Source organism: Roseobacter sp. YIN89 (assembly GCF_057219365.1).
Genome location: NZ_JBXVVD010000007.1, coordinates 1 through 24,113, shown reverse-complemented (window position 1 = coordinate 24,113; position 24,113 = coordinate 1). Strand labels below are relative to the sequence as shown.

21 protein-coding genes are annotated in these 24,113 nt (G+C 55.7%); 6 read left to right on the top strand and 15 right to left on the bottom strand.

Annotation, left to right across the window (positions count from 1 at the left end; all coding sequences use genetic code 11):
- Positions 1 to 52 precede the first annotated feature (52 nt).
- Complete coding sequence (hmgA, locus tag AC2D8V_RS20035; RefSeq protein ID WP_484735372.1) at positions 53 to 1,414, bottom strand: homogentisate 1,2-dioxygenase; 1,362 nt, start codon at positions 1,412 to 1,414, stop codon at positions 53 to 55.
- Between the two features lie 210 nt (positions 1,415 to 1,624).
- On the opposite strand from hmgA, the gene AC2D8V_RS20030 reads away from it, so the two are divergent.
- Complete coding sequence (locus AC2D8V_RS20030; protein ID WP_484735384.1) at positions 1,625 to 4,834, top strand: reductive dehalogenase; 3,210 nt, start codon at positions 1,625 to 1,627, stop codon at positions 4,832 to 4,834.
- A 6-nt stretch (positions 4,835 to 4,840) separates the two neighbouring features.
- Here the strand turns inward: AC2D8V_RS20030 and AC2D8V_RS20025 are convergent, their stop codons facing one another.
- The 5 genes from AC2D8V_RS20025 to AC2D8V_RS20005 are packed head-to-tail and all read right to left on the bottom strand — an operon-like array spanning position 4,841 to position 10,810.
- A complete protein-coding gene (locus AC2D8V_RS20025; protein WP_484735371.1) occupies positions 4,841 to 6,184 on the bottom strand; it encodes an NAD(P)/FAD-dependent oxidoreductase in 1,344 nt (447 codons plus the stop codon).
- A gap of 1 nt (position 6,185) precedes the next feature.
- Entirely contained in the window at positions 6,186 to 7,736 is a 1,551-nt protein-coding gene (locus AC2D8V_RS20020; RefSeq protein ID WP_484735370.1) for a trimethylamine methyltransferase family protein, read from the bottom strand.
- Positions 7,733 to 9,211, bottom strand: a complete 1,479-nt coding sequence (locus AC2D8V_RS20015) for an aldehyde dehydrogenase (RefSeq protein WP_484735369.1) — start codon at positions 9,209 to 9,211, stop codon at positions 7,733 to 7,735. The genes AC2D8V_RS20020 and AC2D8V_RS20015 overlap by 4 nt, the downstream gene beginning before the upstream one ends.
- Positions 9,208 to 10,116 (bottom strand): dihydrodipicolinate synthase family protein, encoded by a 909-nt coding sequence (locus AC2D8V_RS20010; protein ID WP_484735368.1) that lies wholly within the window; start codon positions 10,114 to 10,116, stop codon positions 9,208 to 9,210. The genes AC2D8V_RS20015 and AC2D8V_RS20010 overlap by 4 nt, the downstream gene beginning before the upstream one ends.
- Complete coding sequence (locus AC2D8V_RS20005) at positions 10,106 to 10,810, bottom strand: GntR family transcriptional regulator (RefSeq protein ID WP_484735367.1); 705 nt, start codon at positions 10,808 to 10,810, stop codon at positions 10,106 to 10,108. Before AC2D8V_RS20005 ends, AC2D8V_RS20010 begins: the two co-directional genes overlap by 11 nt.
- A 185-nt stretch (positions 10,811 to 10,995) precedes the next feature.
- On the opposite strand from AC2D8V_RS20005, the gene AC2D8V_RS20000 reads away from it, so the two are divergent.
- On the top strand, positions 10,996 to 12,150 hold the full coding sequence (locus tag AC2D8V_RS20000) for an aromatic ring-hydroxylating oxygenase subunit alpha (protein WP_484735366.1): 1,155 nt from the start codon (positions 10,996 to 10,998) through the stop codon (positions 12,148 to 12,150).
- 32 nt (positions 12,151 to 12,182) lie between these two features.
- On the opposite strand, the gene AC2D8V_RS19995 is transcribed toward AC2D8V_RS20000, so the two are convergent.
- From AC2D8V_RS19995 to AC2D8V_RS19975, 5 genes are read right to left on the bottom strand one after another with little or no spacing between them, the layout of a single operon-like run.
- Positions 12,183 to 13,652, bottom strand: a complete 1,470-nt coding sequence (locus AC2D8V_RS19995; protein WP_484735365.1) for an aldehyde dehydrogenase — start codon at positions 13,650 to 13,652, stop codon at positions 12,183 to 12,185.
- A 12-nt stretch (positions 13,653 to 13,664) separates the two neighbouring features.
- Positions 13,665 to 14,699 carry an LLM class flavin-dependent oxidoreductase gene (locus AC2D8V_RS19990; RefSeq protein ID WP_484735364.1) on the bottom strand — a complete coding sequence of 345 codons (1,035 nt, stop codon included), beginning with the start codon at positions 14,697 to 14,699 and terminating at the stop codon, positions 13,665 to 13,667.
- Between the two features lies 1 nt (position 14,700).
- Positions 14,701 to 15,606, bottom strand: coding sequence for a flavin reductase family protein (locus tag AC2D8V_RS19985; protein WP_484735363.1), 906 nt, complete (start codon positions 15,604 to 15,606; stop codon positions 14,701 to 14,703).
- Positions 15,593 to 16,405, bottom strand: a complete 813-nt coding sequence (locus AC2D8V_RS19980) for an alpha/beta fold hydrolase (RefSeq protein ID WP_484735362.1) — start codon at positions 16,403 to 16,405, stop codon at positions 15,593 to 15,595. Before AC2D8V_RS19980 ends, AC2D8V_RS19985 begins: the two co-directional genes overlap by 14 nt.
- The gene (locus AC2D8V_RS19975) at positions 16,377 to 16,973 is read right to left on the bottom strand and encodes an amino acid synthesis family protein (RefSeq protein ID WP_484735361.1); all 597 of its coding nucleotides are present in this window, start codon (positions 16,971 to 16,973) and stop codon (positions 16,377 to 16,379) included. The genes AC2D8V_RS19980 and AC2D8V_RS19975 overlap by 29 nt, the downstream gene beginning before the upstream one ends.
- A gap of 97 nt (positions 16,974 to 17,070) precedes the next feature.
- Between AC2D8V_RS19975 and AC2D8V_RS19970 the strand changes: the two genes are divergently transcribed.
- Positions 17,071 to 17,922, top strand: coding sequence for a LysR family transcriptional regulator (locus tag AC2D8V_RS19970; RefSeq protein ID WP_484735360.1), 852 nt, complete (start codon positions 17,071 to 17,073; stop codon positions 17,920 to 17,922).
- Positions 17,923 to 17,935: 13 nt separating this feature from the next.
- On the opposite strand, the gene kce is transcribed toward AC2D8V_RS19970, so the two are convergent.
- Both kce and AC2D8V_RS19960 read right to left on the bottom strand, forming a co-directional pair.
- Positions 17,936 to 18,880: a 3,5-dioxohexanoate:acetyl-CoA acetone transferase gene (gene kce / locus AC2D8V_RS19965; RefSeq protein ID WP_484735359.1), complete on the bottom strand. Its 945-nt coding sequence runs from the start codon at positions 18,878 to 18,880 to the stop codon at positions 17,936 to 17,938.
- A 27-nt stretch (positions 18,881 to 18,907) separates the two neighbouring features.
- Positions 18,908 to 19,876, bottom strand: coding sequence for a 3-hydroxyacyl-CoA dehydrogenase (locus tag AC2D8V_RS19960; RefSeq protein WP_484735358.1), 969 nt, complete (start codon positions 19,874 to 19,876; stop codon positions 18,908 to 18,910).
- A 248-nt stretch (positions 19,877 to 20,124) separates the two neighbouring features.
- Between AC2D8V_RS19960 and AC2D8V_RS19955 the strand changes: the two genes are divergently transcribed.
- The gene (locus AC2D8V_RS19955) at positions 20,125 to 20,265 is read left to right on the top strand and encodes a hypothetical protein (RefSeq protein WP_484735357.1); all 141 of its coding nucleotides are present in this window, start codon (positions 20,125 to 20,127) and stop codon (positions 20,263 to 20,265) included.
- Positions 20,266 to 20,343: 78 nt separating this feature from the next.
- Positions 20,344 to 21,540 carry an MBOAT family O-acyltransferase gene (locus AC2D8V_RS19950; RefSeq protein ID WP_484735383.1) on the top strand — a complete coding sequence of 399 codons (1,197 nt, stop codon included), beginning with the start codon at positions 20,344 to 20,346 and terminating at the stop codon, positions 21,538 to 21,540.
- Between the two features lie 230 nt (positions 21,541 to 21,770).
- Here the strand turns inward: AC2D8V_RS19950 and AC2D8V_RS19945 are convergent, their stop codons facing one another.
- Complete coding sequence (locus AC2D8V_RS19945) at positions 21,771 to 22,478, bottom strand: IS6 family transposase (RefSeq protein ID WP_484735356.1); 708 nt, start codon at positions 22,476 to 22,478, stop codon at positions 21,771 to 21,773.
- 87 nt (positions 22,479 to 22,565) lie between these two features.
- On the opposite strand from AC2D8V_RS19945, the gene AC2D8V_RS19940 reads away from it, so the two are divergent.
- Positions 22,566 to 22,847: a hypothetical protein gene (locus AC2D8V_RS19940; protein ID WP_484735355.1), complete on the top strand. Its 282-nt coding sequence runs from the start codon at positions 22,566 to 22,568 to the stop codon at positions 22,845 to 22,847.
- Between the two features lie 30 nt (positions 22,848 to 22,877).
- Here the strand turns inward: AC2D8V_RS19940 and AC2D8V_RS19935 are convergent, their stop codons facing one another.
- Positions 22,878 to 23,033, bottom strand: a complete 156-nt coding sequence (locus tag AC2D8V_RS19935) for a hypothetical protein (RefSeq protein ID WP_484735354.1) — start codon at positions 23,031 to 23,033, stop codon at positions 22,878 to 22,880.
- Positions 23,034 to 24,113 lie beyond the last annotated feature (1,080 nt).

The following is a 24,113-nucleotide window of genomic DNA, read 5'->3' as shown; positions in this document are numbered from 1 at the left end:
ACCATGACAAGGCTCCACTTTTCAAAAATCTTAATTTGCCGTGCCGCCGCCGTCACTTTTTACCTGGCGTCCCGTCAAATTTCTTTTCCAGCGTGGTCCAGCAATCGATGTAATCGTCTTGCAGCGGCGCTTCGTTCGCCGCGAACATGGTGAGGTGCTGGGGAAAGCGCGTTTCGAACATAAAGGACATCGTGTTGTCCAGCTTGTGCGGCGCAAGCTCTGCGTTGGATGCCCCCTCGAAGGCATTTTTGTCGGGCCCGTGCGGCAACATCATATTGTGCAGGCTCATGCCGCCTGGAACAAAGCCTTTGGGCTTTGCGTCGTATTGGCCATAGATATTGCCCATAAGCTCCGACATGACGTTCTTGTGGTACCAAGGTGGGCGGAATGTATCCTCTGCCACCATCCAGCGTTCCCGGAACAGTACAAAATCAATGTTTGCAGTCCCTTCGACACCCGAAGGGGCAGTCAGCACTGTAAAGATCGAAGGATCGGGGTGATCGAACAGTATCGCCCCGACTGGACAATAGGTGCTCAGGTCATACTTGCACGGCGCATAGTTGCCATGCCATGCAACGACGTCGAGCGGGCTGTGGCCTATATGTGTTTGGTGGAACTGACCGCACCATTTGACGGTCACCGTAGATGGCGCGTCGCGGTCTTCGAAAGCGGCGACAGGCGTCTTGAAATCACGGCGGTTTGCCATGCAGTTTGCGCCAATCGGTCCGCGCCCGGGCAATTCGAACTTTTGCCCGTAGTTTTCACAGACGAACCCGCGCGCAGGCCCTTCGATAACTTCGACCCGGTAAACCAGACCACGCGGCAGAATGGCAATCTCTTGCGGCGCCACGTCGATGACACCCAACTCGGTGCAAAACCGCAAACGTCCCTCTTGCGGCACGACAAGCAATTCGCTGTCAGCCGAATAGAAATAGCTGTCAATCATGCTTTCGGTGACGAGGTAGATATGGCTGGCCATTCCCGTCTGGGTGTTTACGTCGCCCGCCGTCGTCAGTGTACGCATGCCCGTGAGCCACGTCATGGGCTTATCGTCATGGGCCACGGGGTCCCAGCGGTACTGGCCAAGGCTGATTACTTCGTCCAACACATGCGGCGCTGATTTCCAATACGGCAGATTAATCTTTTCAAACCTGTGTGTGTGCTTGACCGAGGGGCGAATACGATAACACCATGTCCGCTCGTTCTGATGGCTCGGCGCTGTGAACGCCGTCCCGGAAAGCTGTTCGCCGTAAAGACCATAGTTGCACTTTTGCGGACTGTTCATGCCCTGCGGCAACGCCCCCGGCAAGGCTTCGGTTTCAAAGTCATTGCCAAAGCCCGGCATGTAGCCCTCGGTCGTGCCAAAAGGTGTTGCCGCTTGTGTCAGGGTCGGGTCGGAAAAAGGCGAGTTCATCAGGTGCTCCTGTGTCAGGTAACACGCAGATAATAGTTGCAAATGTAACTATCAAGAAGATTTGCCACCTGATCCCCGATGCGAACTTTGTCAGAATTGACCGAACGTGTGGTTGTCAAACCCGCCACTGGCACTGTAGCTATGGGAGCGTTCGCTCATCCGCTTCCCGACAGCGTCTTGGGCGACGTGCAAAGGTTGACTTCAAGCATCATGTCGCAACGGTTCTTTTCCAACAAAGATCGCCCATTCCACCTAGGACCCTACCCCAGCGAATTACTGGCGCGCGTGGATGTCATGCCGGATTTAGACGCGGTGCCGGACATGCCACACCTGTCTTTTGACCGTGCACATGATCCACTGTCGATCGTCAACGCGATGCGCGAGCATCAGTCAATGCTGGACGCAATACGCGATGGTCTTGTGAACAAGGCAGTGGCAGAAGCGCCCGAAGACCCGCAAGAGCGGGCCAATCACCTGAAAGCATTCGGATACTTTGCTGATGCGGCCGCGATGGGGGCGTGCCTGCTGCCAACAGCGGCCATCTTACCGGACCCGAGGGCGAATCCGGATGTCGCCAAACTGGCCAATGACCTCAAAACACGGCAGACCAAATCATTGGCGTCCGGCATCGACGTGATTATGGCGGATCTCAAGGAGTCGATGGAAGCGCCGCCGACGTCTATCGTCGGACACACACATGTGCTTGTTCTGCTTTACGAAAACCCGCGCGCACCGCATGATTCAGAACCGGGCACCGACTGGATCAAAAACGCCGACGCCCACCGGGCGGGGTTGCTTGCCGCTGAAACCGCCATTGTGCTGGCCAATTACCTTCGGCTGCTCGGCTACCCGTCGCGGGGGCATACCATTACCAGCTCAGATGTTGATTTGGGCAGGCTGGCTGTCGCCGCCGGACTAGCGACTGTAGAGGACGACCGCCTCAGCCACCCCTATATCGGTCAGAGGTTTGGGTTGGCTGCAGTCACAACAACGTTTGATTTCAACCCTGATCGGCCTTTGGCACCCATGCGTGCACAACCGGCCAAAGCATTTGGCGCCGCGTGGCGGCTGGGAACCCGATCTGTCAAGAACGCGAGCAATGCGGTGCCTTTCGCAAAACGCAGGTTCGTAGACGGCGCGCACCCTTTCGAAAACCTGAAACGGGTAGAGACACCGACGACCTATATTGACGAGCCGAACGTCGCCCGCGTCCCCAAGCGTACGGACATGTTCGCGCGGGTTCAGTTCGGCGACATGGGTAAGAAACTGCAAGACAGCGCGCGGGGCGGTCACTACGTGCGCAAGGCGGCACCCTCAATGGCACAGCGCCGCGCGCTTGGTGCGTTTGTTCTGCTACAAGACGGCGACACGGCGCGTAAAAAAACGCGGCTTGATCCGGACACCGCCGCCGAACTGGTCAAGGCCACTTCCTATTGGCTTGGGATTGATGCCGTTGGCATTTCAAGGTGTCCGCCGTGGGCATGGTACAGCCATGATGCCAAAGGCGCACCAATTGATCCGCCCCACGATCAAGCCATCAACATGATCGTCGACCAAGGCTACGAAACGATGGAGGGGTCTTCGGGCGACGACTGGATCGCAGTGGCGCAGTCCATGCGTGCCTACTTGCGATTTTCCCTTATTGGTGGAGTTGTCGCGAAACAAATCCGCAACCTCGGCTACAGCGCCAAAGCGCACACTGTCATGGACGGCGAAGTCTTGCAGCCGCCATTGTTGCTCCTGTCCGGCCTTGGCGAGGTGAGCCGTATTGGAGAGGTCATACTGAACCCTTACCTCGGCCCACGGTTGAAATCGGGTACAATCACCACCGATTTGCCGATGACCCATGACAAACCCATCGACTTCGGCCTGCAGAAATTTTGCGAAACCTGTAACAAATGTGCGCGCGAATGCCCGTCAGGTGCGATCACGGCAGGTCCGAAGCTGATGTTTAACGGCTACGAAATCTGGAAATCGGACAGCCAGAAGTGCGCGACCTACCGCATCAGCACGCCGGGAGGAGCGATGTGTGGGCGCTGCATGAAAACCTGCCCGTGGAACCTCGAAGGAATTTTTAAGGAAAGGCCGTTCAGGTGGGCGGCGATGAATGTGCCGCAACTTGCACCGGCTTTGGCGCGGTTGGACGATGCGGTCGGGAACGGGTCGCTCAACAAGGTCAAGAAATGGTGGTGGGACCTTGAGATACAACAGGATGGCGGCTACCGCCCGACTTCAACGCCAGTCAACCGGCGCGATCTGCAAAAAGATCTCAAGCTCGACTTCAAAGATCAGACGCTTGCCGTGTATCCCGCGCCTCTGGCCCCGCACCCCTACCCCTATCCTTTCCCGATGGACCGCGAGGCGGGCATAGCTGCCCATAACGCGTTGATTCCTGCTGACGAATACCGCAAGCGTCTGGCTGCTGGGGATCACAGTGTGATCCACCGCACCGCCCCGGCAACCGACAGCCCGGTGATAGAAGTGGAAGTGACCGAAGCACGGCAAACAGCGCAAAACGTCATGGTCTATACATTGGAAAGTGTCGATCGCCGTCCACTGCCCGCTTGGGATGCAGGCGCACATCTCGATATTGTCGTGGCACCAGAATACTTACGGCAATATTCGTTGTGCGGCGATCCCGGCGACACGTCGCGCTATCAGATCGCCGTGCTGCGCGAAAAGCAGGGGCGTGGCGGTTCAGATCTGATGCACCGGATTTTTCAGACCCGCCGACGTGTCTTTGTTTCTCATCCGATCAACCACTTCCCGCTGCATCCCGGCGCACCCTTCTCCGCCCTCATGGGCGGCGGCATCGGGATCACCCCGCTTGTTGCAATGGCGCATTCATTGCATCGGGACGGGCGAGATTTTGTGCTGCATTATTCTGGGCGAACGCGCGCCGGGATGGGCTTGCTGGATGAGATAAAGGCCAGCCCCTGGGCAGACCGCCTGAAGTTACACGTAACAGATGAAGGAACGCGCGTTGATCTCTTTGCGGCTTTAGCGGCTTTTCCGGCTGGCACACATGTCTACACCTGCGGCGCACCTGCTTACATGGAAAGTGTCATGGATGCAGCGGAGCATGCTGGAATCCCGGATGACGCGCGTCATCTGGAATACTTTGCAGTGCCCGAGCAGCCCGATTACGTGAACCATCCCTTCACGTTACGCTTGGCAAAGACCGGGCGCCTGCTTGAAGTCCCAGCAGACAAATCTGCAGCGGACGTGCTGATCGAGCATGGCTACAGCATTGACCTGAAATGCGCTGATGGCATCTGTGGTGTGTGTAAATGCGGTCTGCTCGGAGGCAACGTCGAACATCGGGATTTTGTCCTGTCACGGGCGCAACGGGACAACAATATCATTCTGTGCCAGTCGCGTGCCGCCGAAGCGAACGGCGAGATAGAAATCGACCTTTAGTCGGTCTCAGAGTTCTCTGCCAGCCTTCCTCTCTTGCCACTTCAGAACCGCTGCAGCTCCGGCGGCGGCAATCGGGCGCGGCGGCAGTTTTGACGGCGCGTCGGCGGCCAGCGCACGGTTGAGACGATCTGACGGTGTTCCAGTTGCAAGCTCTGCGGCCAGTACGCCGCCAAGTGTTCCACGCGTCGTACCAAGGCCGTTCTGGCAGCACGCGGCAAAAAGTCCCTGCTCCAGTTCTTCCACCACGTTTACGTTATTGCGACTAAGGCACAGCCTGCCGCCCCACCTGTACTGCATCGGTATCTCTCCCAGCATGGGAAACCGCGCCCGGAACGCCCGGTCATGGTCGCGGCCGACACGTGCAATGCGCGCGTCGCTCACTTCCATGGAAGGGTCAAATGTAAAACGATTTCGAATAACGATCCGATTGCCTTGCGGCGATGCGATCCTGCGCACGGTTGTGCCCATCGGATCTGCCGGCGTCACTCCCCAGACCTCATCTCCGCCAAGGGTTGCATTTTCCTGTGCGGTCAGAGGCCTTGTCATCGATGCATAGGTAAAGACGTGCATCAAGCGCCCTTGCTTGTATCCGAAACTGTTCAGGTGACCGTTGACCGCAAGTATTACCTGTGGCGCGCTGATCTTTGCCTTGGGCGTAGTCACCTGCCAGCCGTTTCGTGCCGCTTCGAGTGCCGTGACCGGACTTTTCTCATAGATTTGCATACGGTTAGACCGGATCCCATCTGCGACGCTGCGCACGAATGCGGCAGGCTGGATCATGACAGTGCCCGGCGTGTAAAGCCCGCTTTGATAGTAGGAAGTACCCGTTATCTGGGTCATCTCGACTGCATCCAGCAACCGGTATGGTTCATTCATGGCATCCAGATGCGCCGCATAGGAGCGATTATGCGCGTCGCCTTTTTCGGTCGCCGCTGCATTTATCTTGCCGGTCGGGCTAAATACGTCTGCATCCATTTCGAATTCAGCCGCCATCTCGGCTGCAAACGATATGGCGTGGCGGTTGTCCTCGGTCAAAACGGTATCATGTGTAACGGCCCCGCCGTAATCGGACGAAGCCAGATCGTGCGGCAGATCTATCATGAAACCGGAGTTTCGCCCTGCCGGCCCGTCGGCCACACGGTGCGCCTCTAAGACAACAATACGATCTGTCGGGCAAAGCTGTGCCAGCCGCCGCGCGGCCGCAAGCCCCGCAAAACCCGCACCGATGATGACCCAATCAGCAGTGGCATCCTTGTCGAGCGTCGGGTTTGCCGCACGTTCCGACAGGATTTCGTTCCACCCCGCGGGGCCGGTATCGACCGGCAGTCGACTGACTGTGCCGCGCCGCATTCTAGTGCTCCTGATTGAGCGCATCCGCTGCCGGGATTTCGCGTTCGCGACGTGCGATATAATCCTTGAGCGCGTCGTCAACTGCCGCGTCGAGCTTCGGCTCCTGATATTCCTGCAGCAGATCTTGGGCGCGGGTCAAAGCGCGCTGGGTAATCTCTACCGAACCTTCGGCTTGCCATTGCTCGATGGAGTTGTTGTCAAACATCTCAGGCATGAAAAACGCCTCCTGAAAATTGGCCAGCGTATGTGGGTGCCCAAGGTAATGCCCCCCAGGACCCACGTCCCGCACGGCGGCAACGGCTTCGTCAAAGTCATCCCAGTTAATACCCGACATCATCCGATGCCCCATGGCGCATTGTTCTGCATCAACTATGAATTTGGCCATTGAACAATGCATGCCCGCCTCGTTCCAACCAGCAGAATGCCAAATGTAGTTTGCGCCGGACAACAGCGCAGCCATCATAGTGCTGGCGCTTTCGTACCCGGCCTGCGCGTCAAAGGTCTTGGCACCACCCAAGGTGTTGGACGTGCGCCATGGCACGTCGTAATGGCGGGCCATCTGACCGATCATCATGTTCATCATGCTGATTTCCGGCGTGCCTGCCATGGGGGCTCCGGATTTCATGGATACCGTCGAAAGGTAATGGCCATAGATCGCGGGGCATCCTTTGCGTACCACTTGCGTGTATGCCAACGCGCTGAGCGCTTCTGCATTCAACTGCGCGACGGAGGGCGCGACAGATGCCGGTGTATTCGCGCCGCCCAGCACGAAGGGCGAACACAATACCGGCTGATTGCGACGACAAAAGGCGCGCATTGCTCCAAGCATTGTCTCATCCCAGACCAAGGGCGAGTTGCCGTTGCAATTTCCGGTCACGACCGGGTGCGTCTCCATGAAGTCTGCTCCGAACAGGATCGCGCACATCTCCAGCACGTCTTCGGCGTTTTTCGGGCTTGTCGTCATACCCATGAACGTCTTGTCCGAGTGTTTCATCGACGAGTATGTGATGCGCAGATGCCGTTGGCTGATCGGATGGTCATAAGGTTCGACAATATGGTGCGCCGATGAATGTAATGCGGGCAGCATATGGCTGAGTTTGTGAAAATTCGCCAAGTCTTCCAGCGTCGGATTGCGCCGCCGGTCGTCCAAACCCCGCAGGTAAGGTGCGCCGGTCATCGGCACAAAAATGGAATACTCGTTGCCAAATGGCAGATTATGCGCCGGATTTCTTGCGTGATATGTAAATTGCGCAGGTATGGTCGAAATCAGACCGCGGACCAGAGCGCGGTCCAGATGCACCGTCTCGCCGCGGACATCAGCGCCCGCGCGGCGCCAGTCGTCCAGCGCGACAGGGTCGCGAAAAACCACACCCACATCTTCCAGTATATCCATGGATGCCGCATCGATGCGGGCGACCTGCTCCGGCGACATGGGTTCTACCAGCGGCAGTTTGCGCCGCAGCGCAGGCAGCATCGTCGTGTCACGTGTTTCGCGAACGGCCTTGCGAGCGCCACGCCCGCGCCGCGTGCGGCCTACAGCTTCAACTGTCATGACAAATGATCTCCTTCGACCGGGTCGGTCAGATCGATCCAGATGGTTTTGATCTCGGTGAACTGGTCATGGGCGTGTACGCCGTTGTCGCGTCCGCCAAAGCCAGACTGCTTGTAGCCGCCAAATGGGGTGGAGATGTCGCCTTCGCCGTAGCAGTTGACTGTCACGGTGCCCGCGCGGATGTCGCGGGCAGCGCGAATGGCACGGCGCGCATTGGCAGTGAAAACGCTGGCAGCAAGACCATAATCAGTGTCATTGGCGACTTCGATCGCTTCATCATTGCTGGCCACCTCAATGACAGACAGAACGGGGCCAAATATTTCATCGCGCGCCTTGGTATCTGCCTTACCTACCATAGCAACCACCGGCGAAATAAAAGGCCCCTCGCCTTGCGCATCTTCATCCAGATAAGACCGCACCTTGGCGCAATGCGCAGCGTCGATCAGTGCGCCGATGTGATTTCCGGGATCCAGCGGGTCACCGGTTTTCCAATCACGCAAACGCGCTTCGATTTTCTCCATCAACGGCACGCGCAGCGTCTGGTGCACAATTAGCCGAGAAGTCGCGGAACAGTTCTGGCCCGCATTCCAGAACGCCGCATTCACGACGTGCTGCGCGACATGATCAAGGTTTTCGGCATCATCAAAAACAACCGCCGGGTTCTTGCCGCCGCATTCCAGAACAACCTTTTTCAAGTTGCTTTCTGCCGAATATTTCAGAAACAGCCTGCCGGTCTCGGTCGAACCGGTAAAGCTGACCATATCAACATGCATGTGGCGACCAAGCGGCTCGCCCGTCGTCAGCCCGTCGCCTGGCACTACCTGCAGAACACCGCGCGGAATACCCGCCTCATGTGCTAGTTCAGCAACCCGCAAAGCCGTCAAAGAAGTCTGCTCTGCCGGTTTGACGATCACCGAGCAACCCGCAGCCAATGCCGGACCAATCTTCCATGCGAGCATCATAAGCGGAAAGTTCCACGGCAGGATAGCGGCAACAACACCAATCGGTTCGCGCACAATCATAGAGACCGCATCATCCCCAGTCGGACCCGCCTGATCATAAATTTTATCAATGGCTTCTGCGTGCCACTTAATGCAATGGATCATCTCTGGCAGGTCAATGGTTTCGCAATCCAGAATTGGTTTGCCGCTGTCCAGACTCTCCATTACCGCCAGTTCGCGACGGTTGCGGGTCAACAGCTTGCACAGCCGGATCAGGACGTCTTTGCGCTCTGCGGGATGAAGCTTCGCCCAGCGCCCCTGATCAAAGGCTTCGCGCGCCTTGGCGACCGCAAAATCCACATCATCAGAAGTGCAGGCCGTGATTTCTGCCAGTACCTCCCCCGTCGCCGGGTTCACGGTGGCGAAAGCCGCCCCATTGCCCGGTCGAAACGCTCCGTCGATAAAAGCAGTGCGCGGCATATCCAAATCATCGGCGATCGCGCCGTATTCAGCCCGTGTCAGCAAGTCCGTCATATCTCTTCTCCGGTAATGCTGGAAATCGTTGTGTTCATTGTCCGGATAACTTCGGCCAACTGCCGCTTGTCGTCCTTGTTCAGGGGTTTGAGCGGCAAACGTGGAGGGCCAGCATCAATACCGCGCAAAGTGAGGCCGTGTTTGATGCATTGAACAAATTTTCCGCCCTGCTCAAGAACGCGCATTAACGGCATCATGGCAGACATGATCGCGCGCCCCTTGGTAAAATCGCCCTCGACCGCGCAAGACTTGTAAAGCGCGATGTGCGCCTCTGGCGCGAAGTTCGATCCTGCACAGACCCACGACCGCGCGCCCCAAGCGAAGAACTCAAGCGCCTGATCATCCATGCCACAGGACAATGCGATATGCGGATATTCACGCGCCAGCATATGCAACCGGTCAATATCGCCCGAGCTTTCCTTGATCGCGCAGAAATTTGGTGACCGACCCAGCCGATCCAGCGTTTCCTCGTCCATGTTAACCGACATGCGACCGGGATAATTGTAGAGCATAACCGGCAGGTTCGCGGCACGATCGATCGCAAGCGCATGCAGTGCGATCTCGCGCCCCGTCGGATAAGCATAAGGCGGCGTGGTCACCAGCAGCGCATCTGCACCAGCAGCTTTCGCGGCCTGAGCGTAGCGGATGCTGTCTTCTGTGCGAATGGCGCCTGTGCCGACGATCATCGGCACTCGGCCCCCAATCAACTCAGAGCAGCGGCTCATCATCCAGACACGCTCTTCTTCGGTCTGGGCATAGTATTCCCCGGTCGATCCGGCAACGATGATACCGGCGACACCTGCGGCGATCAGATGCTCTACGGTTTGCGCAAGCGCAGCTTCATTGCAGGTAAAATCAGGAAAATAGGGTGTGACGATGGGAGTGTAGATGCCCTCAAATTGCATTGCGATGGCCTTTCATTGAAACCACATCCAAAGGAAGCGGATCAGGACGAACATATTTTTCCATCTGGTCACGGGACAAATCCCAGTGTTGCAGCGTCAGATCGACTGCAACGGATGGCTCTTGCTTTTCGATCGCTGCGATCATCGCGTCATGCTGCTCAACCGCTTTTCGCACCCGTTCCACGTCTCCGTCAGATTGCGGGTCAAAAAAGGTCTGGCTGAGCCGTGTGTGATCCACGAGCATGCGCCGGAGGCCGGCCTGAAGATAGGGGTTTTGCGCCATTTCACCGATGATCTCGTGAAAGTCGTGGTTGAGCAGCCCGGACTGCCGCGCATCTCGCTCACCCGCGGCCTTGGCGAACCTGAGTTGTACACTCTTGAGGTCGTCCAACTGTCGCGTTGTCCGGTTTTCTGACGCCTGACGCGCAATTGAGGAATACACAAGCGGCGCGGTCTGGAAAAAAACGCGCATGGTGCCAAGGTCCATCGATTCCACTTTGGCACTACGGTTTTCTTCAAGCCGCACGTACCCACCGCCCGCCAGCCGCTGCAGAATTTCCCGTAGCGGCGTGCGGGAAATGCCATATTCCTGCGTCAACTCGCTTTCATCCAGCGTCTGTCCGGGCGCGATATCCATCGTCAGGATTCGCGCACGCAAATCAGAGTCACACTGCAGCTTGTTTGTCTTCGTCATCTCGCCTCCTATACTTCCTGTATACAAATTTTATACACCCAATGCCGCGCTATAAACGACATTGGATGGGCCGTGCGCGCCGTACCGGATCAAAAACGTCGTCTGCTGCCCTCTTTTCTTCTTGTCGGCACAACAGCACTATGGCCTTCAAACAACGAGCAAAACGCCTCCTTGGGAGCACTGCCATGGCGAAAGATGTAAATGATCCGATTGAGGCCCTCCGCCGGAATGTCTCGCTGCCTTTTGAGACCGCTCGCGCGATGCCAGCTGAAGTCTATACAACTCAGGCATTTGTGGATGCCGAGCTTGAACATATTTTCCGCAAGGATTGGTATTGCGTTGGGCGTTCAGATGCGCTCGCCAAGGCAGGCGATTATGTTTCCTGCGATCTAGCCGGACAGCCTATCGTCGTTATTCGCGATCAGTCCGGTGATCTGAGCGCGTTGAGCAACGTCTGCCTGCATAGAATGTCCACATTGCTGCATGGGCGTGGCAACACCAAGAGCATCGTCTGCCCGTATCACGCGTGGACGTACAGCTTGGATGGTACGCTGCGTGGCGCACCGGCGATGAGCAGGAACGATGCCTTTCGCAAAGACGCCTACGCGTTGCCGAAAATCCGTTGCGAAGAGTGGCTAGGCTGGGTTTTCGTCTGTCTTGATCCGGATGCGCGTTCTGTCGCAGATCAGTTGGCGCCGGTGGCGCAGATGATCGACGGTTACAACATGACCAACTATGACGAAACCTTTTATGAAGAGCATGTCTGGGATACGAACTGGAAGGTTCTGGCAGAAAACTTCATGGAAAGTTACCACTTGCCAGTCTGTCATGCAGGAACCATCGGAGGCTTGTCCCGGCTTGAGGACATGGTCTGCCCACCCGGAGACCCGGCTTTCAACTATCATACGATCCTCAAGGACGACACGCTTGATATTGCAAAGGCCCACCCGAGCAACAAACGGCTAAAGGGCGATGAGCGGCGTACAACCTTTCTACTGGCTGTGTATCCCAGCCTGATGATCACGCTGACACCAGGCTATTTCTGGTATCTTTCGCTACATCCCAAAGGACCTGGTCAGGTCCACATCCGCTTTGGCGGCGGAATGTCTAATGATTACAAGCACGACGAAAACGCGAAGGCGAATTTCGTTGCCCTGAAATCGTTGCTTGACCGGGTCAACGACGAAGATCGGGGGTGCACCGAAAAAGTTTACCGCGGCCTGTGCTCTGATCTGGCACGCCCGGGCCATCTGAGCCACCTCGAGCGGCCCAACTATGACTTTGCACATTACCTGATGAACAAGATCGACACCGGCCGCATGGCGGCAACCCGGGATTGATCAGGCCGCGTAAAACGCCGACGCCCTGACGGTCACCGCATAATGAACGGATTTGCCATTGGTTCGGCAGATGTGTTGATCCACGTCGTTTTTGAACGGGTGTAGTCCATTATTGCAGCCAAGCCAGCCTCGCGCCCGTAGCCGGATTGGTTGAACCCGCCAAATGGCGCAATCGGAGAGATTGCACGATACGTATTTACCCACGTAATCCCGGCGCGAATCCGCTTGGATACACGGTGTGCTCGCGCCAGATTTTCGGTAAAAATGCCCGATCCAAGGCCGTATGCGCTGTCATTTGCAAGTGTAATGGCTTCTTCTTCGTCGTCGAAGGGGAGCAGCGTCATGACCGGCCCAAACATTTCGACCTTTAGTGTTTCGGTCGCTGGCGAATTCGCGAGCACCAGCGTCGGCTGCATATAGTGCGGGCCCGCATCTGCACGCGCGCCCCCCATGACGACCTGTGCTCCTGCCGCTTGCGCCGTCGTTAACACGTCTTCAATACGTTCGACTTGCGCAAGCGTGCACAACGGCCCCAAATTGGTGTTCGGGTCGTGCGGATCACCGACCGTTAGCGCGCCCGCCTTTTGCTTGATCTTGTCGGTCAGGGCATCAAGCACCGAACGCTGCACAAGCCCCCGTGATCCGGCAACGCAAGACTGGCCGGATGCGCCGAAATTACCCGCAATCAAACCATTGGCGGCTGCATCCAGATCAGCATCGTCAAACACAAGGATCGGAGACTTACCCCCCAGTTCCAGCGTAGTGACGGCAAAGTTGCTGGCAGAATTTCGCACAACATGCCGTGCCGTTTCAGGCCCGCCTGTAAAGGCAATCCGGTCAACATCAGGGTGCTGTGTCAGGGGGATCGCACAGCCTTCTGCCGTGCCTGTAATCACGGACACAACGCCAGGTGGGAACCCTGCGGCATCGATCAAACGGGCAAACTCCAGCATCGGCGCAGGCGCAATTTCAGAAGCCTTGACGATCACCGTACATCCAGCAGCCAACGCTGGTCCAATCTTTGTTGCCGCCAAGAACATCTGCGCATTCCACGGCACAATCGCTGCAACAACACCAATCGGCATCGGTGTTGTAAAAACATGCATGTCCGGTTTGTCGATGGGCAGGACCGCGCCTTCGATCTTGTCAGCCAAGCCGCCGTAATAGCGGTAATAGTCTGCCACATACCCGGTTTGTGCCTTGGTTTCTGCCGCCAGCTTGCCACTGTCTGTGGTTTCGATCTCGCCCAACTGGTCAGCTGCATCCGCAACAAGGTCTGCAAGTTTGAACAAAAGCTTGCCACGCGCCGTTTGCGTCATGTCGCGCCATTCAGGGTTGTCGAGCGCAGACTTTGCTGCGGCGACGGCGCGGTCAACATCGGCAGGTGCGGCACAATCAAAAGTCGCCCAGGGCGCAGCTGTCGCCGGGTTAATGCTTTGCATCGTCTCACCCGATACGCCTGCAGTAAACTCTCCGGCTATGTAGAGTGGAAAATGATCCATGAGCGCCTCTCCTTAGGCAAAAGCTGGCATGACCTTGTCGATAAAGCGATCCAGCGACGCACGTTTTCTTTCGTGGCTCATTCCGCTGTCAATCCAGAACGAGAATTCGTCATACCCCATATCCTCAAATCGCTTGAGCCGGTCGATGATTTCCTGAGGCGTACCGATCGTGAGGTCGCGGCGCAAGGTTTCGGGCGCCATCATAGCGTTGGCATCCATCTCCGCTTGGGGGATCTCGCTCATCAAGCCCTGCTTAATCGCACGCTTGTTTTGAAACCATGCGCCGAAGTAGTTGTAAAATCTGGATAGTTCGCGAGCGCCGACTTCTGCATCAGATGCGTCTGATGCGACATACGTGTGATGCAGCAGCATGATCTTCGGGCGTGGGCCATCGTAGTCGGCACAGGCGGCATCAAACCGGGATTTCAGGGTTTCAATTTCATCTAGGCCCTGCCAGAGCGGCGTGACCTGCACGTTAAACCCGTTTTGAACAGCAAATTCATGGCTGTTGGGATCGCGGGCCGCGACCCAAATCGGCGGACCGCCCTGTTGAACCGGGCGCGGTGCGGAAGTCGTCGCAGGGAAGCTGTGATAGGTGCCATCATGCGCGCAATCGCCTTTCCAAAGGGGTCTGAGCAGTGGCAGTGTTTCGCGCATCCGTTGGCCTGCGTCCCATGCATCCATGCCCGGCATGAGGCGCTCGTACTCATAGGAATAGGCGCCGCGTGCAGCCCCGATCTCGATACGCCCCCCGGTAATTACATCGCTCATGGCGGCTTCGCCGGCGAGTTTGATCGGATGCCAGAACGGTACGATCACCGTTCCGGTTCCAAGACGGACGTTTTTCGTGTGATGGCTCAGGTCAACAAGAGACGTGAAGGGGTTCGGCGCAATGGTAAATTCCATCCCATGATGCTCGCCCGTCCAGATCGCACGCATGCCGCCGTCATCCGCCATTTTACACAGCGTAATAAATTCGCGATAGAGCGCGTCATGCGGTTGGCTTTCATCCAGCCGCTCCATATGCGCGAAGAGCGAAAACTCCATGTCAATCTCCTTCTGGCAATGGCAAGACGTCGCCAGCGTGAACGTCACCGTAATAAAATCCGTAAGCTTGTTGGGCGTGTTCGAGGGCAAAGCGTTCCAGCAGCGATTTTTGTGCAGGATCGTTCAGGGGCAACTGCCCCAGTTTTGAGATTCCAACCAGATGCAAGTCTGGCACCATCCCTTCCACTGTTGCCCTGACGACCAGATGTCGCGTGCCCGTGTCGTCATCCCACAGGGAATAAACCCCTTTCGTTCGCGCGGTTATTGCCCGTGCCCTTAGATCCTCGCGCAGTGCCGACATGGGGCTTTGATCGGGACGGACCTCGGTGGCGGGCAGCGTATTGCGGGCGGTCAGCCAAATGCCACCGGACGCCTGCAGCAACCCGTAGACCACCGTGCGCCGCGCCGACGGACGGGTTGCCGCCTGTTCCTGCACGCGGGTAAAATACCCATCTGGCCCATATCCGAGGCCCGGAAGGGTTGCATCGTCGTGATGTATCACGCGGCCAATCATGATCAGATGGTCGCCCGCCGGTACCTGCTGCGCTACCTCGCAGGTGAAACCGGCCGCACGCCCCGCGATCAGCGGTATGTCTGATACAGGGGCATCCCACACGCAATCTGCAAAACGATCCCCCTTGCCAGAGGCAAAGAGGTTGGAGATCTCCTGCTGCCCCTCGGCGAGAATACTGACGCCAAAATGCGTTGCATGTGCAAAACAATCAAAGCGCGACAGGTGCTTGCCCGGGCAGACAAGTAAAAGCGGCGGGTCCAGCGAAACCGAGGTAAAAGAATTCGCCGTAAAGCCAACCGGGGCGCCTTCAGTGTCACGGGTCGTCACCACGGTCACGCCTGTCAGAAACCGCCCGAATGCAGCGCGCAGTTTCTTTTGATCAACGGGTGTCATCGCATCCTCCTTTGCCGAAGAAGGTTGCGAGACGCCTTGCTGTTTCCGGGGCATGGGTCAGTGGCATCATGTGTGCTGCATCCGTCAGCACATCTACCGCGCCATCCGGACACAGATCAGCCATGGCTTGAGACATCGCAGGTGTGGAATTTGGGTCACGCCCGCCTGTTAGAAACAGTGCCGGACACGAAAGACCGCGCAGCAATTCATCTTCCGGACCGTCTTGGTGGGCAAAGACTGTATAGGCTGCTTTGTACCCCTTCGGATCCGCCTGAGTAAGCCAGCGACGACACGCGTCCGCTGACGGTGCCAGCGAAGTTTGCGCCAGCGCCCCGAACCAGCGCTGCAAGGTGATTTCAGGATCAGACGCACGATCGTCCGGTAAATCTGCTGCCCGGGCCCGGACCGCGCGCGCCGCCGCCGGATCACGCCGGTAAATCGCGTTGAGAGCCGCGACAGCAGTTACATCGAGCGACGTTCGCGCCGCGAGCTGGATTGCAATCATCGCGCCCATAGAATGGCCTGCGACACGAACAGGTTGGCGGATGTTTTCGATATACTGCGCGATCCGGTTCGAAAAATCACCAAGCGAAGACGCGTCATTCAGAGGCGACAGCCCGTGTCCCGGCATATCGACCGCATGAACCTCCATGCTGGCTGAAAGTTCGTTGCCTGCTTTTGTCCATGCTTCGGCACACAGGCCGACACCGTGGACCAAAACAAGCACCGGACCCGCCCCCTTGATCTGTGCGGCAATGTCGCCTGCCGCCTCAGAGGCCGGCCGGATTGTCCAACTCATGTCCAAGATCCTTCAGGTCCTGATACCGGTCTCCAATCCGGTGATGTGGCCGTCCCGACAACGCGGCCCCCAGCGCAACCACAACCTCATCCGCACGCGGTGCGTCCGCGATGGAAATTTGCACCGTCAGATAGTGCGACCTCCGTCCGGCGTCGTGCTTGTCCATCAGCGGAATTTGCAACTGCGTATTGGCCGGCCCCCTGCAATTGGTGAAGGCAAGGTAGGAGGTGGCACCAACCGCCTCGCGGAAGTGGTTTCCAAACCTAAGCGTGTGAATGAGCCCCGACGCATGCTCAATCTCTCCGTCAAGGCCGACAATCGCTGCCTTACCAAATGCTTCGATCTCACTCGTCCCTGCAAGTTGCACAACGCGTTGGGTCAAAGCAGCGCCAAGCACAGGACCATAAGCGCGGATTTCTGCTGTCAGATCTTCTGCGTAACGACCGGCCCAAGGGTTTTTTACAACAGCAGCAGCCGCCAACATGATCCAAGGGCGGTCTGCTGATTTAAAACCTTCAACCAGCGTCTCCTCTTTCATCGTGACGATCTTGCGAATCTCCGGTTGCACTATCGCTCTCCCTTGCCTTTCGCGCACATTAAGGCTGGTGTCGCGCCCTGACAAACGATAGAAATACTGGCAAGTTCATAAGTATTTCTAATGAAAAATGGCTGACACGACCCCTCCTCTTACATGGTTGCGCGCCTTTGAAGCTGCGGCGCGGCACCTGAGTTTCACACGCGCCGGCGAAGAGCTTGCGTTGACGCAATCGGCAATTTCTCAGCATGTACGGGCGCTTGAAGCGCATCTGGGGCAACCGCTTTTTCACCGCGATCACCGCCAGTTGCGCCTCACCGAAGCGGGCAGGCTCATGGTGCCGGATGTGGCCGCAGGGTTAGGCCTTTTGGGGCAAGCAGCGCGACGGTTCCGCGAAGACCCCACCCGGCAGCATCTGCGTATTGCCAGCAGTGCCAGCGTGGCACACCACATTCTGGCGCCGCATATCGCGGGTTTTGCAGCCGAGCACCCGAACATCGTTCTGGATCTGCGAACTGCGGTATGGCCGGACGATTTCCTCACGACAGCGGCAGATGTGGAAGTCAGATTTGGCAGCGCCGATATGGTCGCGCAAGACGCCATTCGACTTGACCCTTCCTTCTTGGTGGCCGTGGCGACACCCGCGCTGGCCAAGACTGACAAAGCCGGCAAGCCCGTGCCACTTATCCAACCGGTCGGTCTAAGCACCACATGGGCCGACGTGCGCAAGAACGCGGCGGCAGATATTCGCGTCGATACCCATGGTCTTGCTGTCGATCTGGCCTGTCGCGGTGCGGGGATTGCGCTTACCCATAATCTTATTGCCGCCGAAGCTGTGCGCGCAGGACACTTAACGCGTATTGACCTGCCGGAAATCGCCGCCTCGGAAGGCTACTATGTTGCCGTAAAGTCTCCTGCAGTAAACGACTTGGCGCCAGCCTTTGCCGAGTGGTTAAGAGGCATCGCTGCTGACATCGGGTAGCCGCTTCTTTAAATCAAAATGCAACCTGATCACCGCCTTTCAGGTCAAGGATAGCGCGCGCCTCTTCTGGCGTGGCCACCTCCAACCCAAGGCCTTCGATGATCTGGCGAACCTTCGTCACTTGCACGGCATTGGATGTGGCAAGCTCGCCCCTGCCCGCCCAGATACTGTCTTCCAAGCCAACTCTCACATTACCACCAAGCGCTGCTGCTTGCGCGGCGATGCGGAATTGATTTGCGCCCGCACCAAGAACAGACCATCGGAACTCTGCGCCAAACAGGCGGTCCGCGGTGCGCTTCATGTGCAATACGTCTTCCGGATGTCCGCCGATACCACCTAGAATGCCAAAGACCGACTGTACGAAAAACGGCGCTTTGACGAGACCACGATCCGCAAAATGCGCAAGATTATACAGGTGCGAGATGTCATAGCACTCAAACTCGAACCGCGTACCATTGCCGTAGCATGTTTCCAGAACGTATTCGATATCCTTAAAAGAGTTGCGAAAAACCAGATCGCGAGATCCTTCAAGATGCTCACGCTCCCAATCATGCTTGAACTCCGTAAAACGTTTGAGCATTGGATATAGGCCAAAATTCATTGACCCCATGTTGAGGGAGGCGACTTCGGGCTGATAGGTCGCCGCTGGCGCGGCCCGCTCTGCCACAGACATATACGGGCTGCCACCGGTCGTGATGTTAATCACAGCATCCGTGGCTTGTTTGATACGGGGCAGAAAGGGTTCAAACGCGCCGACACTCTGATCGGGGCGGCCAGTTTGCGGATCGCGCGCATGAAGATGCAGGATCGACGCACCAGCCTCGGCGGCCGCAACCGCCTCGCGGGTGATCTCTTCTGGCGTAACCGGCAAATAGGGTGTCATTGATGGCGTATGAATAGCCCCTGTGACCGCACAGGTGATGATGACCTTTCCGGATTGTGAAGACGTTGCTTTCATGTCTGACCCCTTTTTCATCGAATTACCTTATACGGCTGGGTCGTGCAGTGCGCGCAGCAAGGACATCAACCGTGTGTCGCGTTCACTTTGAGCTTCTTGCAGCCTGTCCAATGGGAATCGAGCCAATAGATCGTCTTCCAACCCAGAGGTGACGATGTTGTCCCAATCCCTTTGTTCGCCGCTGTTTGCGAACATTTCTTGGTACATAGGGCCGTAGCGCTGGACGTATTGTGCGACACCTTCTGGTGCATTGAGGTGAATTGTCTGAAACGGACCCATCAATGCCCACCGCAAGCCGAGCCCGTCGGATATTGCGCGGTCAATGCCATCGGCACTAGCGACCCCTCTTGCCAACAGATCAAAGGCCTCTCGCAGCAATGCCCCTTGCAACCTGTTGACGACGAAACCGTCCACCTCTTTCTGCAAAACGATGGCGCTCTGGCCAACCTGCTGCATCAATTCGCGCACTTTTTCGGTAACTTCAGGAGCGGTAAAGGGGGCTGGTACGATTTCAACCGCCGGGACGAGGTGCGGTGGGTTGATCGGATGGGCGACGATGCAGCGGGACCGGCCCGAAACCTCATTGGCATAGGATGAGGCGGGAATGCCGGAAGTTGAACTGCCGATCGGAACGTCTGGCGCCAGCGCGGCATCGATTTCCGCGGTAACCCGCGCCTTCACCTGTAGGTTTTCCGCAGTGTTTTCCTGCACATAGAAAGCATTTTTAAGTGCGTGTTCCAGCTTGTCAGAGACCAGGACGCGCGTCTGGACTTTCTCCATTTGAGATGGCGACAACAACCCCGCCTTCTCAAGGTCAGCCAAGCGCTCAGTGATGGCGGCGGGCGCGGCTCGCGCCACAGCGATATCCTGATCAAACAGTGCAACCTCATAGCCCGCCCGGACAAACACAACTGCCCAAGCCTGACCGATAAGACCACATCCTATAATGGCGATCCGGCGTGGTTTACCTTGGTCATGACACGAAGATTGGTTCATGTAACTTGGTCCTTGGTTGCCACTTAAGAACCACAGTAAAGTTATGCGCCGCGCCGTGGCAAGCTTGCGTGTCGCCAGCCTTAACTAAGACAACAGAGAGCCTAACTCTTGTAAGCCTCATCCCACTCGAAACTTTCTTATCGCTTGCGACCTTCATTGTGTGCTCCTAGGCTGTCTCTGCTTAAGTCACTGGACTGGCATTTTCTTTTTTCGACCAAATTTGAGTATTTCTGCGCGCGCGACACTCCATGCTTTTTAGTTCCGCCAGCTTCGTTTTTCTGTTTCTACCGGTTAGCCTCGTGGGATTTTATCTGCTTGCCCGCCTGCGCCCGTCAGAAGCCAAACTCGCATGGATCGCTCTGTGTTCGCTTTTCTTTTATGCCTATTAGCGACTTGATTACCTACCACTGCTTGTGGGGTCAGTCTGCGTCAACTACGGCGTATCTCGCGCGATCCTGAGTTATCGTATGCAGGCTCCAAACAGTTTGGCTGGCAAGCTCCTGCTCATTGGAGGTATTGCATTCAATCTGATCCTGCTTGGGATTTTCAAATACCTTGGATTTGCAATGGAAATTGCGAGCGATGTCTCAGGCGCACAGATCACACCCATCCAGCTTGTTCTTCCGCTGGCTATTTCGTTTTTCACATTTCAGCAAATTGCCTTTCTTGTAGACTGCTACAAGGGGATTGCACGTGCCAGCAGCTTTTTGAATTACTTGGTTTTCGTCACGTTCTTTCCGCAATTGATCGCCGGCCCCATCGTTCACCACAAAGAAATGATGCCGCAGTTCAAATCGGCATTTGTCGGGGTGCTGCGGTGGAAAAACATTTACATCGGCGCGACTTTCTTTGCCTTGGGCCTTTTCAAGAAGCTAGGGATAGCAGATCAGCTCGCCGTGATCGCGGATCAAGGATATGCAGACCATCAAAACATGACGTTTCTGGATGCTTGGTTTACATCCCTGTCATACACTTTTCAGCTTTATTTTGATTTCAGCGGATATTCGGACATGGCCATCGGTGGCGCGCGAATGTTTGGTATCAGGCTTCCTCAGAACTTCAATTCCCCCTATAAGGCGCTGTCTTTGCAAGATTTCTGGCGACGCTGGCACATGACCTTATCCAGATTTTTGCGTGACTACGTTTACATTCCTCTGGGCGGCGGGCGCCGCAGCCCCGTAAGAGTGTCTGCCAACCAGTTTACTACATTTTTGCTCGGCGGATTGTGGCACGGCGCAGGGTGGACGTTCATCATTTGGGGCGCCATTCATGGCGCCTATCTGGTGATTGAGCGCCTCGTACAACCATTTAGCACGCTTGTTCCAAACTGGCTGAAGTGGGCAATTACTTTCCTGATTGTTCACTTGGCTTGGGTGTTTTTTCGCGCGGAAAATGTGCCTCAGGCCATGAGCATCTTGAAAAAAATGTCTGGGTTGGACGGCTTTGCAACGGGATCGATAAACAATGTGATTACGGAAAATGAACGAGCAGCGGTCGCTATTCTCTGCGCAGCATTGATCGCGTTCTTTCTGCCGAACACCCATCAGTTCGCTCGCAATCTCAAGCCGGTGTGGAAGACCACCGTCGCGGGCGTTGTATTGGGAGCGGCGTGTTCATTGATGCTGACAAGCCGCAGCGAAGTCTTTTTGTATTTCAACTTTTGAGGCCAGTTTTCATGATGTATCAGGGTCGTCTAATTTGGCTAAGTTTCCTCGCTCTGATGGTTTTTTCCATTATGCCAGCCTCAAATCTGGTCGCGCGAAGCTCAACGTTTAGCGTTGCCAAGGTGCTGGAAGACCCCCGGAGTCTTTGGTCCTTCGACGGTGCCGAAGGCATAATGGGGTGGTGTCAGACGAATTCGAACCAGTCTCAGTTTGCCACAGAATACATGAACCTATGCGGAACATAGCTGACGCCACTCGGAGAGAGCGGCGGTTCGGTTAAGTTTGAAATTGTCTCGTGAGTAAAGGTGGCGCTCCTGGTTGAAGTGGTTGTGGACCGAAGAATGGACGGCGGCGAACTTCTGTAAACATCGCATTTGCCTAAAGCGGAGCATGGCGCGTTCTCGTCGTCGAAAAGGCAGGTGAGAATTCTCCGCCCTATTGTTCACCCAACGGCACGTTTCCTGTTTGGTTACGTTACCTATGTCCTTCATCGCAGCGCCGTAGGATCGGAGTTTGTCCGTAACGATGATTTCAGGTTGGCCATAGCGCTTCATTGATTTCCTGAGGAATTTCAACGCAGCTTTGCGGTCTCGACGCTTGGTGACGTAGCTTTCCAGTATCTCGCCTTCGTGGTCCACAGCCCGCCACAAGTAGTGCGTCTCGCCGTTGATCTTCACGAAAACCTCGTCGAGGTGCCACCGCCAATTCGAATAAGATCGCATACGGCTGACCCTGTTTCTGCGGATCTCAGCCGCGAACATCGGGCCAAATCTATTCCACCAGAACCGAACAGTTTCATGACTAATCTCAATGCCACGCTCATGTAGCAGGTCTTCAACGTTGCGAAGAGACAGAGGAAATCGAACGTACATCATTACCGCCAGGCGGATGATCTCAGGGCTGGTTTTGAAGTAGCGAAAAGGGTTGGGTTTTGTCATGCGACAACGCTAGGTGACCTCCCTGCCCGCCTGAAGCCGATTTGCTCTGACAATGCCCACTCCGCCACTGGCAAAGCCCTGTCTGACATGACGCTAAGTGCAACAATGAAACGTTTGCATGAAGCCGATCTCAAAGCTGGAGGCCACGGTTTCGCGGACTCAACATCAAAAAAACCGGCTGTGCCTCATGGGCTTCGATCCACCTTCCGCAACTGGGCCGCAGAGAAAGGCTACGACAGTGACATGGCGGAACTCCAACTGGCACACAAAGTTGGAACTCAGGTCACACGCGCATATTTCCGTACTGATATGATTGAAAAACGGGTGCAGATGATGGCCGAATGGGCAGCGTTTTTACAGACCCCATAAACTGAATTACATAACCCCCTAGCCCGTAGCCTAAAACGGCAACATCTTGGCGGGCATCATTGCATGATCCACAATAGTTTCTGCCGCAGTTGTTAGAACCACTACTGCAACCAAATATGCAGCAAAGATTAACGCATTCTCTAAACGGAAAAATGACCTGTTTTCTGGGTTTGGGTTGATGCTCATGATGGTTCACTAGCTCGATAATTTTTTTGTGCTGTTGTTGTATGGTAATTTTGGACACGTACCAATGAGCCGGTTTTAGCTTTTCAGAAATCGTTGCACGGCGGACTCACATTTGGACGAGGACAACGCCAAGCACAGCATTCAGTTCTAGTAAAACTAGACCTCGGCGGAGGTAAAAAGGTCCATATTATCTCAAGGGATTTGTGCGCAATGCTTGGCTGAATTTTAAGAATTGGCCATTTTATGTTACGATAAGGTGTTGTTGTAACTGTAACTATTGATTGGCTTGGCAATATGTCTAAAACGAGTTCAAAACCAGAAGTTCCCGTAAAAGTCCCTCAATCTGGACAAATACCTCCTCAAAAACCCAACCCGAAACCGAGACCCGTAATCACAGATTACGCTAGTCTCTGACGGATTATCCCCTTCATGACTTGTGCTAGTTTGCCGAAAAGCGAAGTCGGCAATCTATTAAAAGCCATTGGTTTAAATAGCGTTTTTAAATAGCGTTTTCGGTCAGACTACTTATTTGGGCAAGACGATTGTAGATAAAATGGAAACGGACTGTTTCTCATTTATGAGGTTTTGTGAGCGGTTTTTTGCTTGCCTCCAACGCTTTCGCACTAAATCATAGGTTGTTATTATTACTGGTGGGGTAACTAGGAATTAGTAGTGCTTATCTGGGCGACGCCGATCTTATTGCGCGTCGCCCAATTTTATTGAGCACCACAGCCAGTTGCTGATATTTTGGACAGTGTTCGATGCATCCTGTTTGATGTGAAAGGTGCAAAGTATCCCCGCGTCATCTACTAGCCATTAGGCGACGGCGGCAGGCGACAATATTCATCACATCATCGACTGGCTAACACCAAAGAAAATATCTGGGTCCCGACGCCTTCTTAATGCGCAAATAAATGTCTGAAGAAATATTGAATTTATGTGTAGTCTCTGCGTCAGATCATGACACAGTTGGTGCTTCAATTTAGGCTCTAGCTACCAACACAGAAAATGGGGATGGCAAAATGGTCAAGAAAAAAACGCTGGCTGAACTAAAGGCTGAGAAAAAAGAAGCTGATGCAA